At 72.6% G+C, this 16312-nt stretch carries 12 protein-coding genes and 1 pseudogene; 8 read left to right on the top strand and 5 right to left on the bottom strand.

Annotation, left to right across the window (positions count from 1 at the left end):
* Nucleotides 1–126 precede the first annotated feature (126 nt).
* Nucleotides 127–1710 (bottom strand): DHA2 family efflux MFS transporter permease subunit, encoded by a 1584-nt coding sequence (locus ACGFIE_RS05870; protein ID WP_393293173.1) that lies wholly within the window; start codon nucleotides 1708–1710, stop codon nucleotides 127–129.
* Between the two features lie 322 nt (nucleotides 1711–2032).
* On the opposite strand from ACGFIE_RS05870, the gene ACGFIE_RS05865 reads away from it, so the two are divergent.
* The 3 genes from ACGFIE_RS05865 to ACGFIE_RS05855 all read left to right on the top strand — a co-directional run bounded on the left by ACGFIE_RS05865 (nucleotide 2033) and on the right by ACGFIE_RS05855 (nucleotide 6215).
* Nucleotides 2033–3457, top strand: coding sequence for an aldehyde dehydrogenase family protein (locus ACGFIE_RS05865; protein ID WP_393291491.1), 1425 nt, complete (start codon nucleotides 2033–2035; stop codon nucleotides 3455–3457).
* Nucleotides 3458–3644: 187 nt separating this feature from the next.
* Nucleotides 3645–4478: a helix-turn-helix transcriptional regulator gene (locus ACGFIE_RS05860; protein WP_393291489.1), complete on the top strand. Its 834-nt coding sequence runs from the start codon at nucleotides 3645–3647 to the stop codon at nucleotides 4476–4478.
* Nucleotides 4479–4604: 126 nt separating this feature from the next.
* Entirely contained in the window at nucleotides 4605–6215 is a 1611-nt protein-coding gene (locus ACGFIE_RS05855; protein WP_393291487.1) for a ricin-type beta-trefoil lectin domain protein, read from the top strand.
* A 198-nt stretch (nucleotides 6216–6413) separates the two neighbouring features.
* On the opposite strand, the gene ACGFIE_RS05850 is transcribed toward ACGFIE_RS05855, so the two are convergent.
* Together ACGFIE_RS05850 and ACGFIE_RS05845 are read right to left on the bottom strand one after the other, a co-directional pair.
* Complete coding sequence (locus ACGFIE_RS05850) at nucleotides 6414–8948, bottom strand: FtsX-like permease family protein (RefSeq protein WP_393291485.1); 2535 nt, start codon at nucleotides 8946–8948, stop codon at nucleotides 6414–6416.
* Nucleotides 8945–9703: an ABC transporter ATP-binding protein gene (locus ACGFIE_RS05845; RefSeq protein ID WP_393291483.1), complete on the bottom strand. Its 759-nt coding sequence runs from the start codon at nucleotides 9701–9703 to the stop codon at nucleotides 8945–8947. Before ACGFIE_RS05845 ends, ACGFIE_RS05850 begins: the two co-directional genes overlap by 4 nt.
* A gap of 147 nt (nucleotides 9704–9850) precedes the next feature.
* Between ACGFIE_RS05845 and ACGFIE_RS05840 the strand changes: the two genes are divergently transcribed.
* The 3 genes from ACGFIE_RS05840 (at nucleotide 9851) to ACGFIE_RS05830 (ending at nucleotide 12072) form a co-directional block, all read left to right on the top strand.
* Nucleotides 9851–11053, top strand: a complete 1203-nt coding sequence (locus tag ACGFIE_RS05840; RefSeq protein ID WP_393291480.1) for a sensor histidine kinase — start codon at nucleotides 9851–9853, stop codon at nucleotides 11051–11053.
* Nucleotides 11050–11688: a response regulator transcription factor gene (locus ACGFIE_RS05835; RefSeq protein WP_266243526.1), complete on the top strand. Its 639-nt coding sequence runs from the start codon at nucleotides 11050–11052 to the stop codon at nucleotides 11686–11688. Before ACGFIE_RS05840 ends, ACGFIE_RS05835 begins: the two co-directional genes overlap by 4 nt.
* Before the next feature lie 66 nt (nucleotides 11689–11754).
* Entirely contained in the window at nucleotides 11755–12072 is a 318-nt protein-coding gene (locus tag ACGFIE_RS05830; RefSeq protein ID WP_393291478.1) for an immunity 53 family protein, read from the top strand.
* Between the two features lie 12 nt (nucleotides 12073–12084).
* Here the strand turns inward: ACGFIE_RS05830 and ACGFIE_RS05825 are convergent.
* Both ACGFIE_RS05825 and ACGFIE_RS05820 read right to left on the bottom strand, forming a co-directional pair.
* Nucleotides 12085–12283: pseudogene (locus ACGFIE_RS05825) on the bottom strand (IS630 family transposase); the annotation flags it as partial.
* A gap of 312 nt (nucleotides 12284–12595) precedes the next feature.
* Nucleotides 12596–13477, bottom strand: coding sequence for a LysR family transcriptional regulator (locus ACGFIE_RS05820; RefSeq protein ID WP_393291476.1), 882 nt, complete (start codon nucleotides 13475–13477; stop codon nucleotides 12596–12598).
* Nucleotides 13478–13610: 133 nt separating this feature from the next.
* Between ACGFIE_RS05820 and ACGFIE_RS05815 the strand changes: the two genes are divergently transcribed.
* On the top strand, nucleotides 13611–14972 hold the full coding sequence (locus ACGFIE_RS05815) for an MFS transporter (RefSeq protein WP_393291475.1): 1362 nt from the start codon (nucleotides 13611–13613) through the stop codon (nucleotides 14970–14972).
* 317 nt (nucleotides 14973–15289) lie between these two features.
* The gene (locus ACGFIE_RS05810) at nucleotides 15290–16273 is read left to right on the top strand and encodes a fibronectin type III domain-containing protein (RefSeq protein ID WP_393291473.1); all 984 of its coding nucleotides are present in this window, start codon (nucleotides 15290–15292) and stop codon (nucleotides 16271–16273) included.
* Nucleotides 16274–16312 lie beyond the last annotated feature (39 nt).

The following is a 16312-nucleotide window of genomic DNA, read 5'->3' as shown; positions in this document are numbered from 1 at the left end:
GGGGGGGGCGCCCGGCCGCCCCCGCCCCGCCGCGCGCGGGGGGGCGCGCCGCCGCCCCCCCCCCCCCCCCCCCCCCCCCCCCCCCCCCCCCCCCCCCCCCCCGCGGCGGGTGATCAAGCCCGTCGGTCAGTGGATGATGACGGGAGCCTTGGCCAGCTCGGCCTGCTCGTCGCCGAGCGGCTGCTCGGGCTTGCGCCGACGCGGCAGCAGAAGCGCCGGGATGAGCGTGGCCAGCACCAGCGCGAACCCCACCCAGAACGTGTGGGCGAACGACTTCGCCGCGAAGTCGAGGCCGCGCTCGATGATCGACGGGTCCACCGGCATCTGCTGGAGCAGTTCCGGCCGCTGCTGGGCCGCGATGGCCAGGCCGGCCTCGGTGATCGGCTTGCCACTCGGGTCCACCGCGCCGGGGATCGGCCGGGAGCCGTTCAGCTCGTTGGTGAGGATCACCGACATCACGGCGGCGCCGACCGAGCCGCCGATCTGCTGGAGGATGTTGACGAGCGTCGAGCCGCGCGCCACCTCCTGCGCCTGCAACGTCCGCAGCGCCGACGTCATGATCGGCATCATCGTGCCGCCCATGCCCAGACCCATCACGAACAGGGACCCGCCGAGCAGCCAGTACGAGGTGTGCGGGTCGACCTGGGTGAAGCCGAAGAACCCGACGACGATCAGCACCAACGCGAACGGAACCGTGCGACCGATGGGCACCCGGTCGGCGAGCGTGCCGGCGATCGGCATGGTGATCATCGCGCCGATGCCCTGGGGTGCCATCAGCAGGCCGGCGGCCAGCGTCGACTCGCCGCGCACCTGCAGGAAGTAGCTCGGGAACAGCAGGCCGGCGCCCATGAACGCGATGATGAACACGAACAGCGTCAACGAGGCGATGGTCAGGCTGCGGTTGCGGAACAGGCGCAGGTCCAGCAGCGGGTACCGGGGCTTGAACGAGTAGAGCACGAACGCCACCACCAGGACCCCGCCGACGAGCATCGGGGCCCACACCTTGGCCGCGCTGAAGGTGCCCGCCTCCGGCAGCGACGAGACGCCGTAGAGGAAGAGCGCGAGACCCGGGGACAGCATCAGCATGCCGAGGAAGTCGAAGGACTCCGACGGCTCGGGGGCGTCCTTCGGGAGCGCCATCTGCGCGTAGACGAGGGCGACGACACCGATCGGCAGGTTGATCAGGAAGATCCAGTGCCAGCTCGCCGTGTCGATCAGCCAGCCGCCGAGGATCGGGCCGCCGATCGGGCCGAGCAGCATCGGGATGCCGAGGACTGCCATCAGCCGGCCGATCCGGTGCGGCCCGGCCGCCCGCGTCATGATCGTCATGCCCAGCGGCATGAGCATGCCGCCACCGAGGCCCTGCAGGACGCGGTAGCCGATCAGCTCGCCGATCGTGTCGGCGGTGGCGCAGAGCCCGGACCCGATCGTGAACAGGGCGAGCGCCACCATGTAGAGGCGCTTGGTGCCGAACCGGTCGGCCGCCCACCCGCTGAGGGGGATCACCGTGGCCAGGGCGAGCGTGTAGCCCGTCATCGTCCAGGCCACGCGGGCGTAGGACGCGTCGAACTCATTCTGGAACTTGGGCAGCGCGACGCTGACCACCGTCACGTCGAGGATCGACATGATCGCGCCAAGGACGACGACACCCGCCACCTTGAGCACCGCGGCGTCGAGCTTGTCCGATGTCGCGACGGATTGCTGTGTCACTAACTCTCCTGAGGTCGGTTGATCCGGCGGATGGTGGGCGGTGGCGGCGAATGTCGCGCCGAACAGGCGCGGGACGCGACGTGCCGGGGCGACGACGCGCCGAGGCAGACTATCCGGGGACTGTGACGGTCTGCCGCCGGATTTCGTGACGACCACGTGGCGGAACCGATCGGCCGCCCGATTGCAGCCGGACGTCGGGGTGTCGATCAGCCGCCGACGCATCGTCGTCGCGCTCCGACAGTTCCGAGCCCCAGGCAGGGATCGTCGTACCAGGGATGAACCGCACCTGGTTGGGGTTCCGCTCCGGTGCGACGGTCGGTCCATGACACCTTCCACCTACACCGTCGCCGGTCACTGGATCGGTGGCGAGACCGTCGCCGGCTCGGCCGGCACCCTTCCCGTCGTGAACCCCGCCACCGGTGCGGTCGTCGCCGAGACCCCGGCCGGCACCGCCGCCGATGTCGACCGCGCCGTCGCCGCTGCCCGGGCGGCCCTCCCCGGCTGGGCGGCAACCACGACGCAGCACCGGGCGGACGTGCTGCGTCGCCTCGGCGCCGGCCTCGCCGCCCGCACGGAGGAGATCGCTCAGGCGATCACCGCCGAGATGGGCGCACCGATCGGCTTGTCCCGCACCGCGCACGTCGGTTTCCCGGCCGCGGTGATCGACTCCGTCGCCGGCCTGGCCGACGGCTTCGCCTGGACGGAGGAGGTCGGCAACTCGCTTGTCGTCCGGGAGCCGATCGGCGTGGTCGGCGCGATCACGCCGTGGAACTTCCCGCTCCAGCAGATCGTCTCCAAGCTGGCGCCGGCGCTGCTCGCGGGCAACACGATGGTTCTCAAGCCGTCCGAGAACGCCCCGCTGACCGCGCGCATCCTCGCCGAGGCAGCGGCAGCGGCAGGCGTACCGGCGGGCGTGTTCAACGTCGTGTACGGCACCGGCGCGACCGTCGGTGAGGCCATCACCGCCCATCCGGACATCGACATGATCTCCTTCACCGGCTCCACCCGGGCCGGTCGGCGGATCTCCGCGGTGGCTGCGGGGACCGTCAAGAGGGTCGCGCTGGAGTTGGGCGGCAAGGGCGCGAACATCATCCTCGACGACGCCGACCTGCCGAAGGCCGTCACCACCGGCGTATTGAGGGCGTTCGCCAACGGCGGGCAGGTCTGTGGCTCGTGGCCGCGGATGCTGGTGCCCGCCTCCCGCCAGGACGAGGTCGTGGCGTTGGCCATCGAGGCGGCGAACGGGTACACCGTCGGCGACCCGACCGACGAGACCACCGGGATCGGACCGATGGCCTCCGAGGCGCACCGGCAGAAGGTGGTCGGGTACATCGAGCGGGGCATCGCCGACGGCGCCCGGCTCGTCTACGGCGGCCCGGACCGGCCCGACGGCCTGACGAACGGCGCCTACGTCCAGCCGACGATCTTCGCTGACGTGCACCCAACCTCGGCGATCGCGCAGGAGGAGATCTTCGGCCCGGTGCTGACGGTGATCCCCTACGCCGACGAGGACGAGGCCGTGGCCATCGCCAACGGCACGCCGTACGGCCTCACCAGCGGCGTCTTCGGGGAGCCGGAGCACGCGCTGGCGGTCGCCCGGCGGCTGCGGGTGGGCCAGGTCGACGTGAACGCCGGCCCGTGGAACCCGCTCGCCCCGTTCGGCGGCTACAAGCAGTCCGGCAACGGCCGCGAGTTCGGCCGCCTCGGCCTGGACGAGTTCCTGGAGACCAAGGCCATCCAGCGCTGACCACGCCGCAAGTGCCCCGGCCCGCAGCGCCGGGTCGGGGCGGGCCGGGCCGGTGCGGGCGCTCCACCGGCCCCGCGCGTGCAGGGGTGTCATCCCCCCGCTCGGGTCCCGTCCCGGAACACCGCGCCCATGCCCACCTGTTGCACTCGACGTGCCGATCCACCCGCGGGTGGAAGGAGGAGTCACCGTGAACCGCGCCCAACTCGCCAGCTTCCTGCGGACCCGACGCGAGGCGCTCCAGCCCGAGGACGTCGGTTTGCCCCGGGGGTCTCGTCGACGCACCGGTGGGTTGCGACGCGAGGAAGTCGCCACCCTGAGTGGTATGTCCACCGACTACTACAGCCGGTTGGAGCAGCAGCGCGGGCCGAACCCGTCTGAGCAGATGCTCGCCGCGCTGGCCCGTGGCCTGCGGCTCTCCCTGGCCGAGCGGGACCACCTCTTCCAGCTTGCCGGTCAGGCCGTCCCGCACCGCGCCGTCCGGGCCGATCACGTCAACCCCGGGATGATGCGCATCCTCGACCGGATGCACGACACCCCTGCCCAGGTGGTGAACCACCTCGGTGAGACCCTGGCGCAGACCGGGCCGGCCATCGCGCTGCTCGGCGACGAGACCCGGCACACCGGGTTGGCCCGCAGCGCGCACTACCGCTGGTTCACCGACCCGCAGCCGCGACAGCTGCACCCCGCCGAGGACCACGAGACGCAGAGTCGACTCCTCGTGGCGCACCTGCACGCGTCGTACACCCGGGACGGCCGGGGCTCGCGGGCGGCGACGCTCGTCGACGACCTGCTGAGCCGCAGCCCGGAGTTCGTCCGCCTGTGGCAGGAGCACCCCGTTCCCGGCGGCTACTGCCCCGTGAAGCGGTTCCTGCACCCCGAGGTGGGGCCGCTGGAGCTGCACTGCCAGACCCTTGTGGACCCCGACGCGTCCCAGACCCTGCTGGTCTTCACCGCGGTGCCCGGCTCGGAGAGTGACGAGAAGCTGCGGCTGCTCTCCCTCATCGGCGGCCAGGTCGTCTGACCGGCCCGGGCGCCCCGCGCCAGCACCCTGAGCGCATCCGTGGCGGCAAAGACATTGATATCGATGGGTGCGACTGTAATGATTAACAGACTTTACAGTTGTTTCGCCGCCCGGAAGGACCCCGACATGGCGCGACGATTGGCCGGGCCCTCGCCCCGCCGCCCCCGCCTCAGGTTGGCCGCCACCCTCGCCGCGGCCCTGCTCGCCGTACCGACCGGCCTGTTCGTCGGCGCCTCCGCAGCGACGGCCGCCACCACCGGCGCCATCACGGGGTACGGCGGCAAGTGCGTCGACGTGGCCGCCGCGAACCCGGCCAACTCCACAGCGGTGCAGCTCTACGCCTGCAACGGCTCCACCGCCCAGCAGTGGACGGTGGGCGACGACGGCACCATCCGGGCCCTGGGCAAGTGCCTCGACATCGCCGCCGCCGGCACCACAAACGGCGCCCGGGTGCAGATCTACGACTGCAACGGCACCGGCGCGCAGCAGTGGTCGTCCAGCGCCGGGCGGGTGGTCAACCCGACCTCCGGCAAGTGCCTCGACGCGACAGGCACCAGCTCGGCCGACGGCACGCCGTTGCAGATCTGGAGCTGCACCGGCAGCGCCAACCAGCTCTGGACCCTGCCCAGCGGCGGCACCACTCCCCCACCGTCGAGCGGCTTCACCCACCCCGGGGTGCTGGTCGGCCGCGGCCAGCTCGACTTCGTCCGCGGGCGGGTGCAGGCGGGCGCACAACCGTGGGCGGCGGCGTACAGCCAGATGATGAGCAGCCGGTACGCCTCGCTGTCGCGCACCCCGGCGCCCCGTGCCGTCGTCGAGTGCGGCTCCTACTCCAACCCGAACAACGGCTGCACCGACGAGCGCGAGGACGCGATCGCGGCGTACACCGACGCGCTCGCCTGGTACCTCACCGGTGACTCCCGGTACGCGCAGAAGGCGATCCAGATCATGGACGCCTGGTCGGCGACGATCACCTCGCACACCGGCAGCAACGGGCCACTGCAGACCGGCTGGGCGGCCTCGACCTGGCCCCGGGCCGCCGAGATCATCAAGTACACGTACGGGAGCTGGCCCAACGCCAACCGGTTCGCCACCATGCTGCGCAACGTCTACCTGCCGGTGGTCCGCAACGGCTCGAACAGCAACGGCAACTGGGAACTGACGATGATGGAGGCCGCCGTCGGAATCGCCGTCTTCCTGGAGGACCGCACCGCCTACGACGCGGCGGTCACCCGCTTCCTCAACCGCGCCCGCGCCTTCATCTACCTGCCCAGCGACGGCGCGCTGCCGTACACCGTGCCCGGCAGCGGCCTGGACACCAGCTCGGAGATCATCGGCTACTGGCAGGGCCAGTCCACATTCGTCGCCGGCCTCGCCCAGGAGACCTGCCGGGACTTCGTCCACACCGGGTACGGGATCTCCGCCATCTCGCACGTCGCGGAGACCTCCCGCATCCAGGGCCGCGACCTGTACCCGCAGGTCGGTGAGCGGCTGCGGCAGGCGCTCGGCTTCCACTCGCGCTACCAGCTCGGCGAGGCGGCACCCTCCTGGCTCTGCGGCGGCACCCTCACCCGGGGCCTCGGCCCGATCACCGAGGTCGGCTTCAACGCGATGGCCAACCGGCTGGGCAACGTCATGACCAACACGCAGACCCTCACGCTGCAACAGCGGCCGGCCGGCACCAACAACCTCTTCGTCGCCTGGGAGACGCTCACCCACGCCGGAAACCCCAACTGACCGGTCCGGCCCGGCGACCCGCCTGCGCGGGTCGCCCGGCCGCGGGGGGCGGAGCCCGCCCTACCCCCCGCCCCCACCCGGCGGGCCCCCCCCCCCCCCCCCGGGGGCGCGGGGGTCCCCCCCCCCCCCCCCCCCACCCCCCCCCCCCCGGCCCCCCCCGGCCCCCCCGCGGGGGGGGGCCCCCGGGCCGGGCGGTGCTCAGCCCTCGATCCCCAGCGCCACCACCGGGCTGACCCGCGATGCCCGCCGCGCCGGCAGCACGCCGGCCAGCGCGGTCAGCCCGACAAGCGCCGCGAAGAGCCCGACCAGTTGCAGCACCGGCAGCGACAGCGGCGCGTTGAGCCCGAGCGCCCGCACCACCAACCAGGAGTACGGGACGCCGAGCAGCAGACCGAAGCTCGCACCGATCACCCCGTACAGGCCGGACTCGACGGTGAGCATCGCGCGCAGGCCCGCCCGGGACAGGCCGACGGCGCGCAGCAGCCCGGACTCGCGTACCCGCTCGACCACCGACAGCGCGGTCGTGGAGCCCACCCCGACCACCGCGATCAGCACGGTCAGGCTGACCAGGCCGGCGGTGATCCCGACCAGGGCGTTCAGCATCGCGTCGTTGCGATCGCGCTCGTCCGCGAGCACCCCGATGCCGAGTCCGGCGCCGTTCCCGATCGCCTGCCGCAGCGCCCGCAATCCGGCGGTGCGACCATCCTCACCCGCGCCCGCCGCGTCGGCCAGCAGACCTGTGTACGCCGTCGGCCCGCCGATCCGGTCCAGGTCGGCCCGGTCGACGAGGATGCCCGCGTACAGGGGGCCACGGTCGGGCAGGACCGCAGCCACCCGTACGTCGACTGTCCGGCCGTCGCGGGCGAGGGTGACGGTGTCGCCGGCGTGCAGCCCGGCGTTGCGGGCGGCCCAGTCGCCGAGCACGATCCGGCCGGGTCCACGGTCGGCGAGGTTGCCCTGCGCCACGTCCAGGTCGGCGATCCTCGGCAGCGCCGACATGTCGAGGTCGGTCGTCGAATACCCGGACTCGGCGTCACCGAGCCGTTCGGCGCCCCGCATCAGCGCGACGTCGTAGACCATCCGGTACGGCACCACCCTGGTCAGCGCGCCGTGCGCCGCCCGCGCCCGTGTCACGACGGCCACCGGTACGGTCGCGCCCTCGCTGCCGGACACCTCGAAGTCGGCAGGCGCGGAGAGGGCCATGTCGCGATCGGCGACGACACGCATCGACGCGCCGCCGATGAGCACGCCGGAGATCAGGGTCACGCCGAGCGCGACCACGACGGAGACGGCGGCGGCCCGCCGCGGCGTCCCACCGATCCCGCCGACAGCCAACCGCCCCAGCGGGCCGACCTGGCGCAACGGCCAGCCGGCCACGGCCAGCACCGGGCGCACCAACAGCGGCCCGAGGGCGACCAGTGCGAAGAACGCAAGCGCTCCCGAGGTGACCAGCAGCAGCAGCGCCGCGCTCGGGTCGTAGGACTCCTGATCCGGCGTCGGCAACCGCCGCACCGCCGCGACGCCGGCCAGCAGAGCGCCGAGCACCAGCAGCGCGCCGGACACCAGACGCGGGACCCCGATGCCGCGCCGTCCGGCGGTGACGCTGGCCGCCCGCAGCGCCTCCAGGGGCGAGACCCGGGCGGCGGAGAACGCCGGCGCCAGGACCGCCACCACTGTGACGACGACCGCGCCGAGCACCACCGCTACCGCCGCCCCCGGCGACAGGCCCGGCGACGAGACCGCCAGGCCCGAGGCGCGGAGGGCCATGGGGAGGAGCTGGCCGACGGCCAGGGCGCCGGCGACTCCCACCACGCCCGCGACCAGCCCGGTCAGGGCACCCTCGGCGGTCAGCGCGCCCACCAGCGCGCCGCGGCCCGCGCCCACCGCCCGCAGCAGCGCGAGGTGCTGCATCCGCTGGGCGAAGACGATGCGGAACGTGGAGGTGAGCACCAGCGCCGCGGCGACCACCGCGACCGCGACGAACATGCCGACAAGCGCGAACAGCCGTCCCACCTGCTCGGCCGCCGCGTTGGCCTCGGCGTCGCGCACCTCCGCGCCGGAGCGGATCGGCTGATCGGCCGGGACCGCCGCGGTCACCCGCTGGCGAACCGTCTCCGCCGCGCCGGTGGCCGTCCGCACGTCGATCCGCTCGACGGTGCTCACCTGACCCCACGCGGCCACGACGTCGTCCGGGGCGTACGCGTCGTAGCCACCGTCGTCCGGGGTGTCGACCACGCCGGTGACGGTGAGCGGCGCCCCGGTGGTGCGCTCGCCGCCCGTCCCGGTGGTCACGGTGCCGACCGCCAGCCCCAGCCGCTCGACGGTACGCCGGGTCACCGCGATCTCGCCGGGCTGGTCCGGGTAGCTGCCCTCGACCAGGCGGACGGTCGCCAGCGGGCCGGTGCCCGGGTCGGCCCGCAGGTTGAGGTAGCCCTCCGTCAGGGAGACTCCGACGGTCATCCGGCCCACCGCCTCGGTGACGCCGGGCAGGGCGCGCACGTCGCGCAGGGCCGCCACGGTGGGCGGCGGCTGCTCCGGGTCACCGATGACCAGGTCGGTGGCGGCCGGCGTGCCGCTGAGGTTGTCCCGCGCGGTCCGTTCGGTGATGTCCTGCGCCAGGAAGGTGCCGAAGACGACGAACGACGCGACGAGGATCGCCAGACCGGTAAGGATCAGGCGGCCCGGCCGTCGGGCCGCGGCGCTCACCTGGGTACGCAGCACCGTCGCCCTCACGCGGGCACCGCCAGCTCGCGCAGCGCGTCGGTGACGGAGCCCTGGTTCGGCGCGTCGATCTCGCCGGCGACCCGGCCGTCGGCGAGCAGCACCACCCGGTCGGCGTACGCGGCCGCGATCGGATCGTGGGTGACCATGACGACCGTCTGGCCCAGGTCGCGTACCGAGTCGCGCAGGATGGCGAGGACCTCCGCCCCGGAGCGGGAGTCGAGGTTGCCTGTCGGCTCGTCGGCGAAGACGACCTCGGGCCGCGACACCAGGGCCCGGGCCAGCGCCACCCGCTGTTGCTGGCCGCCGGAGAGTTCGCTGGGCCGGTGCCCGAGCCGCTGCCCGAGGCCCAGCACGTCGACGAGGTGCGCGAGCAGTTCACGGTCGGGTTCCCGGCCGGCGAGGTCCAGCGGCAGCGTGATGTTCTGCGCGGCGGTGAGCTGCGGCAGCAGGTTGAACGCCTGGAAGACGAAGCCGATCCGGTCGCGGCGTGCGCGGGTCAGGGTGCGGTCGGACTGACCGGTCAGCTCCGTGCCGCCGAGCAGGACCCGACCGGAGGTCGCCGTGTCCAGGCCGGCCAGGCAGTGCATGAGCGTCGACTTGCCGGACCCGGACGAGCCCATGATCGCGGTGAACTCGGCCCGGCCGAAGCCGACCGAGACGCCGTCCAGGGCGCGCACCGCGGTGTCGCCGCTGCCGTACACCTTCACCAGGTCGACCGCGGCGACGGCGGCCTGCGCGATCGGCGGCGGGGCGTGGGGTGTCATGGGTTCCTCCAGTGGCTGCGATGTGACCCGGGAAGCCTCGCCCGCGTCGGGTGGACGCCGCATCGGCCCGCGGTCGGGGAACTCCCGCGCCGGGTCTGTCTTTCGGCCGATCTGCCCGCGCCGCCCGCCTGGCTACGCTGGGTCACGATGAACGCGCCGGGATTCTCGACATGGTGGGTACGTCTGGGTCAGCTCGCCGGTCTGGCGGCGCTGGCCCTGCTCGGTGCCTTCGATCTGCGCTACGGCCTCTACACCGGGGCGGGCGCGGCCGAAGCCCTGCGCTCCCTGGTGCAGGTGGTGCTGGCGGTGCTGACCGCCGTGGTCTGGCTGCCCGTGCACCGGCAGGGGTCCCTGTCGTTGCCGCTCGCGGCGCTCGTGCTCGGCGCGATCTCACTCGCCGTCACCTTCGGCTTCGTGCTGCTCAGCGCGAGCGGAAGTTATCTGTTCGGCGGCAGCTGGGGGCTTGCCGAGTCTGCCGGGATGATCGCTGTGGTGTTCGTGGTGACCCGGTGGGGCGCGGCACGGCTCGCCCCGTGGGCGGCGGTGCTCGCCGCGCTCGCCGCCGCCGCGCTGCCGCTGCGCGCCGGTGCCGAGTACGTCTACGTGATCTTCGGGCTGCTCCAGGCGCTCGGCGCTGTCGGTGCCGCCGCCGTCGGGATCTACCTACGCGTCGTCGCCGCCGGGCGGGCGCGGGCCATCGCGCTGGTACGCGCCGAGCAGCGCGCCGAGTTCGCACGCGACCTGCACGACTTCATCGCCCACCACGTGACAGGCATCGTGGTGCAGGCGCAGGGCGCCCGATTCGTCGCCGAGCAGGACCCGCAACGGGTGATCGTCGCGCTGGAGCAGATCGAGCGGGCCGGCGCGGAGACGATGGCCTCGATGCGGCGGATGGTGGGCGTCCTGCGCAATCCGGACGCCCCGCCGGACGCCCCCCTCGCTCCGCTGGCCGGCGTGGCCGATCTCGCGCCGCTGCTGGAGGGCCACAACGGCACCACGACCACACCGGCCCGGCTGTACGTCGACGGCCCGCTCGACGGGCTGCCGGTGGAGGTGTCGACGTCGGCGTACCGGGTGGTGATGGAGGGGCTGACCAACGCCCGCCAGCACGCCCCGGACGCCCGGTCGGTGGCGGTGTCCGTGCGTCGTACGCCGGACTGGCTCCTGGTCCGGGTCGCCGACGACGGCGCGACCCCGCGTTCCGCCCCCGCCCGGGGGCACGGCTTCGGTCTACTCGGCCTCACCGAGCGGGTACGCGCCCTCGGCGGCACGATCACCGCAGGGCCGGGCATCTCCGGCGGCTGGGTGCTCGACGCCGCGTTCCCGCTGCGGTCGGCGGTGACCCGATGATCCGGGTGCTGATCGCCGACGACCAGGCGATGGTCCGGACCGGCTTCAGCATGATCATCGGCGCGCAGCCGGACATGGCGGTGGTCGGCGAGGCCGCCGACGGGGTCGCCGCCGTCGAGATGGCGCGGCGGCTGCGCCCGGACGTGGTGCTGCTGGACATCCGCATGCCCCGCCTCGACGGCCTGGAGGCGCTGCGGCTGCTCGCCGGGCCGGGCGTCGCCGACCCGGTGCGGGTGGTCGTGGTGACGACCTTCGACCTCGACGAGTACGTGCACACCGCGCTGTCCAACGGGGCCTGCGGATTCCTCCTGAAGGACTCCGGCCCGGCGCTGCTCGTCGAGGCGGTCCGCGCGGCCGTCTCCGGCGACGCGCTGATCAGCCCGTCCATCACCGTACGACTGCTGGAGCACCTCAGCCCGCCCACCGCGCCGCGGGACGACGCCGGCCTGTCCCCGCGGGAACTCGACGTCGTGAAGCTTGTCGCGCGAGGGCTGACCAACGCCGAGATCGCCGGTCAGCTCTTCATCGCCGTCGGCACCGTCAAGACCCACCTCGCCAGCGTGCAGACGAAGCTCCCGGCCCGCAACCGCGTCGAGATCGCCGCCTGGGCCTGGGAACGCCGCCTCGTCGGCTAGTGCGGTGACCGCGAAGGTTCACCGGGTTGCCAGCCCAGCGGCGCAGGTCGGTTAACGTCCACGTCCATGTCCGAATCCGAGCAGGTTCTTACCTGGTTGCAGAGCTGGTATGCCTCGCAGTGCGACGGCGACTGGGAACACGAGTGGGGGTTGAAGATCGAAACGCTCGACAACCCCGGCTGGTCGGTCACGATCGATCTAGAGGAGACGGAGTTGGCGGATCGGGAGTACCTCCGGCAGCAGTTCACACGGGGTGAGCATGACTGGGTGATGGCCTGGACATCCGAAAAGACCTTCCACCTCGCATGCGGGCCTCGCAACCTGACCGAGGCCCTCACCCTGTTCCGTGACTGGGCATCTGAGAAGCGGTCAGTGAGGCGGTGAAAGGCGAACCCGTCACACGGCATATGCCGGTCGGCTGCCCCAGCGGAGGCCTTTCGCTGCGAACGTGGGCTCGTTCACGGCGTTGGGCTGCGAGGACGTCCGGGTGGCGGGCATTGGTGTTGCGCCAGCGCAGGTAGGCATGCAGTGCCCGGGTCTGGGCGGTGTGGTTGCGGTGGTGGGAGTTGGCGATGGTGAACTGCCGCAGCGGCCCGACGTGGGTCGGATCCCGAGCGGCCCGAACTCGTCGAACGCGAACACCCGTTGCGGGAACCGGTCCTACGCACACGGACAGGCTCGGCCACCTTGCCTCCAGGTGTCGGATCGGATGTCGGCTACATCCAATCGCGACAGCGGCCAACCCGGCGAACCTTCCCGGTCAAAGCACTAGACGGCGGCCCGACAGGCGACGGGCAGACCGCCGACCGCGGTGCGGCGGCGACCGGGGGCGAGCCTGTGAGCGGACACGCAGATCGGCCCGGGGGCGGCCGGGAACCTTCCCCGGTGGGTCGGCGAGGCATGGGGTTCAGGGACGGGCCGCGGCGTACAGGATGTCGCGCATACCGGGCAAGGATTCCTGGTCTTCTCGCCAGATCAGCCGCAGGCTGAGGTCGGGAAGTGGGAGGTCGAGTTGGATCAGGGCGCCGGAGCGGAGGCTGTCGGCGACCGCGAACCGGGGTAGCAGCGTGATTCCGAGTCCGTGCTCGGCCCATGCGCGCATCACCGCGACGCCTCCGACTTTGACCCGTTGGGGACCGGGTCCGAGGATCTTGTTCCCGGCCATCCAGAACGAGCATTCTGGCACGTTGACCAGGAGCCGCTCGTGCGTGAGGTCATCGGCAGTCAGTGCCGCTCGGGCGGCAAGCGGGTGGGCGGGCGCGGATACCAGTGCGAGGGGAACCGGGTCGAGGTCGATGAAGGTGAGCGGTTCGGCGGGGGCGGGAAAGCCGAGTCCGCCGACGTTGTCGCCGGAGTCCAGCAGCAGGGCGGCCTCGAGTCGTCGCTCGATCACGTCGGCAAGGAGGCCGTCGCGGGCGCGTTCGGTGTGAATTTCGAGGTCGATGTCGGGCCGGCGTTCGGCGAATCGGGCGAACACCGCCGGCACGTAGGAGCCGGCGAGGGTTTCCAGCGCGCCGAGCCGCAGCAGTTGCCGTTCGCCTCTGACGTCGCGGGTGGCCTGCTTGGCCTGGTCGAGCAGAGACCGTGCCCATCTTTGTAGCCGTTGTCCGGCGGGGGTCAGATCCATGCCCGTGGGGCGGCGTACGAACAGGGCCACGCCGAGTACTTCCTCGAGGGTCCGGATCTGCTGGGAGACGGACGAGGGGGCGAGATCGAGCGCGGCGGCGGCATCGGTCACGGTTCGGTGGCGGACGACGGCCTCGAAGGTCCTGAGTTGGCGTAGCTCCACAGGCCGAGAAACAGCCTGCGGGGTTCGGGAATTCCGAACGCGTCGTGCGGTTGCGGCGGTGGAGCTGGTGAGCCGCCGAACCGCACAGTGGTGGCGTCCTTCCCACTGCCGTCTTCGCGGAGCTTCCCCAGTTATGACCCTTTTACGCTCATCGGTAAACCTCCGTCCACCGCGGTTGCGTTCCAGGGCTCTGACGGGCGTTTCCCTGGGCTACTTCATGGTGCTGCTGGACATGACGGTGCTGTCGGTCGCCGAGCCCGATCTGGCGTCCTCTCTCGACACCTCGATCGCCGGGTTGCAGTGGGCGACCGCCGGCTACACCGTGGCGTTCGCCGCGCTGCTGCTGTCGGCGGGCGCGGCGGCGGACCGATACGGCGCCGAGCGGTTATTCCGGGCCGGGATCGCGGTTTTCACGCTCGCATCCGTGCTCAGTGCGTTCGCCCCGGGGCTGTGGGCCCTGGTCCTCCTGCGGGCGATCTCGGGGGTCGCCGCGGCGGCGTGTGTACCCGCCTCGATGGCGATGATCGCCCAGCTCTACCCCGAACCGGCGGCACGGGCGCGCGCCGTCTCGACCTGGGCCGCGATCAGCGGCGCGGCCGTCGCGGCCGGTCCGATCGCGGGCGGCGCCTTGGTCGGCGCGGCCGGATGGCGGTCTGTCTTCCTGGTCAACGTGCCCATCGGCCTGGCGGTGCTGGCGCTGACTCTGGGCCGGGCGGTGGCCTGCCCGCGCAGTGATCGCCGGATCGACTGGCCCGCCCAGTTGGCAGCCGCCGCAGTGTTGGCCCTCTTCACGGACGCGCTGATCGCCGCCGGCTCGCAGGCGTGGGCCCACGCCGCGTGGTCATCGGCGGGGTTCGGGGTGTCGGCGCTGGCTTTCTGCGGCCTGGAGCGCCACAGCCAGGCGCCGGTCCTGAATCGGGCTCTGCTGCGGTCGGCCCGGGTGCGGGCTGGTCTGCTGGCCGCCGCAGCGGTGAACTTCGCGTTGACCGGAGGGCTGTTCGTGCTGCCGCTGCTGTTGCAGCGGGAGCGGCACCTAGACCCGCTGCAGACCGGGCTGGCGTTCCTGCCGCTGACCGTGCCCTTCGCGGCCAATCCGCCGTTCACGGGCAAGATCGTGGCACGGGTGGGTCCTCGCCGTCCGGTTCTGGCCGGTTTGGCTCTGCTGGCCGCCGGAGGTGCCGTGCTGGCCGGCGTGGTCTTCGCCAACGGCGGCTACCCGTGGCTCGCGGTGGGCCTGTTGATGACCGGCTTCGGCGTCTCCTACGCCCTGCCGGCTCTGGTCGCCGCGCTTGTCGGCGTCGCCCCGGCGGACACTGCCGGTGCGGTGGGCGGCCTGCTCAACGCCGTGCGGCAGGTTGGTGCCACCCTCGGCGTCGTCGTCATGGGTGCCGCGATCGCCGCGGGCACTGGCTGGGCCCTGGTGATGTCGGCCGCGGTCTGCGCCATCGCCTGGTTCGTGTTCGCGCTCGCGCGCCGTGAGCAGACGGCCGGATGACACCGGACCGAGGCCGGTGCGGCCAGGCCGCGCTCACCTGACGTGGGCACCGCGCGGTGGCCGCCGCCACGAGTCCTGGCGATCCGGCCACCGCCGTGTCCACCGCCCCTGGGTCCCCGAGCGCGCGCTGTGGGCGCAGTGGAACGCGCGACCGCGGCCACGGGGCATCCTTCCGCTCGTCGGTCGCTTAGCATTGACGGCAGTGAATCGCCGGCCCGCTGCGGACAACCGGAGGCGAGGGATTCATCGTGCGTGATCACCCAATCCGAAGTAGGTCCCGGCCGAGAGCCGTCGCCGTACTGGCCGTCGCCGCGCTCATGGCCGCGCTGGGCACGGTGGGCGCGATCGGCGGGGTGGGCGCGAGCCCGGCGTACGCCGCCATCGACGACACCGAGTCGCCCACCGCCCCCGGACCGATCACGGTCGTGGCCAGCGGCACCACCTGGCTCGAGCTGACCTGGGCCGCGTCGACCGACAACGTGGGCGTGGTCGGCTACGTGGTTTCGGCGCGGTTCGAGGACAACGGCCGGACGTGGTCGACGGACACCAACAGCATCCGCATCACCGACCTGGGGCCGTCGCGCACCTACATCTTCGGCGTCGCCGGGCTGGACGCGGCGGGAAACCGCTCACCGTCGAGCCCGACGTTGCGGTTGACCATGCCACCGGGCGACGACCAGGCACCGAGCGCACCGGGGCAGCCGGTCGCGTACGACGTCGCCTCCACAGTGGTGTGGCTGCGCTGGGCCCCCTCGACCGAGAACGTCGTGCTCGATCGGTACGAGGTGTACCGGGTCGACGCCGGCGGTCAGCTGACAGTGGTCAGGGAGCTGTACCAGTTCCCGCCGAGGCCCACCGTCACCCAGGTCAGCGGGTTGACGCCGAACACGACGTACACCTTCGTGGTCCGTGCCCGCGACGAGGCGGGCAACTGGTCGGCGCTGTCGCCGCCGGTCACCGTGACCACCTCGGCGCCACCGCCGAGCTGCGCGGTCCGCACCGTCGTCCGACAGCGGTCGGGCGGCTTCGCGGCGTACCTCTCGGTCGAGAACACTGGCACGACGGCGGTGAACGGCTGGACGATGACCTGGCGGTTCTGGGCCAGTCAGGAGTTGCGGGCCCTCTGGGGCGCGCAGGTCGTCGACCGACCCAACAACAGTTACCTGCGGGTGCGCAACACCGGCCACAACGCGGTGATCAGGCCCGGCGGCGCCGTGTCGCTGGGCGTCGTCGCCACCGGTACGCAGCTGCCCGAGGAGGTCGCGCTGAACGGCGGCGTCTGCGTGGTGGCAGACAGGTAACGCTCGCGTCCGGGGTCTGGCGTCGACGTCGACATCTTG

Source organism: Micromonospora sp. NPDC049275 (assembly GCF_043197115.1).
Lineage (GTDB): Bacteria > Actinomycetota > Actinomycetes > Mycobacteriales > Micromonosporaceae > Micromonospora.
Note: the sequence above shows the minus strand (reverse complement) of the source record. Positions and strands in the feature narration are given on the sequence as shown.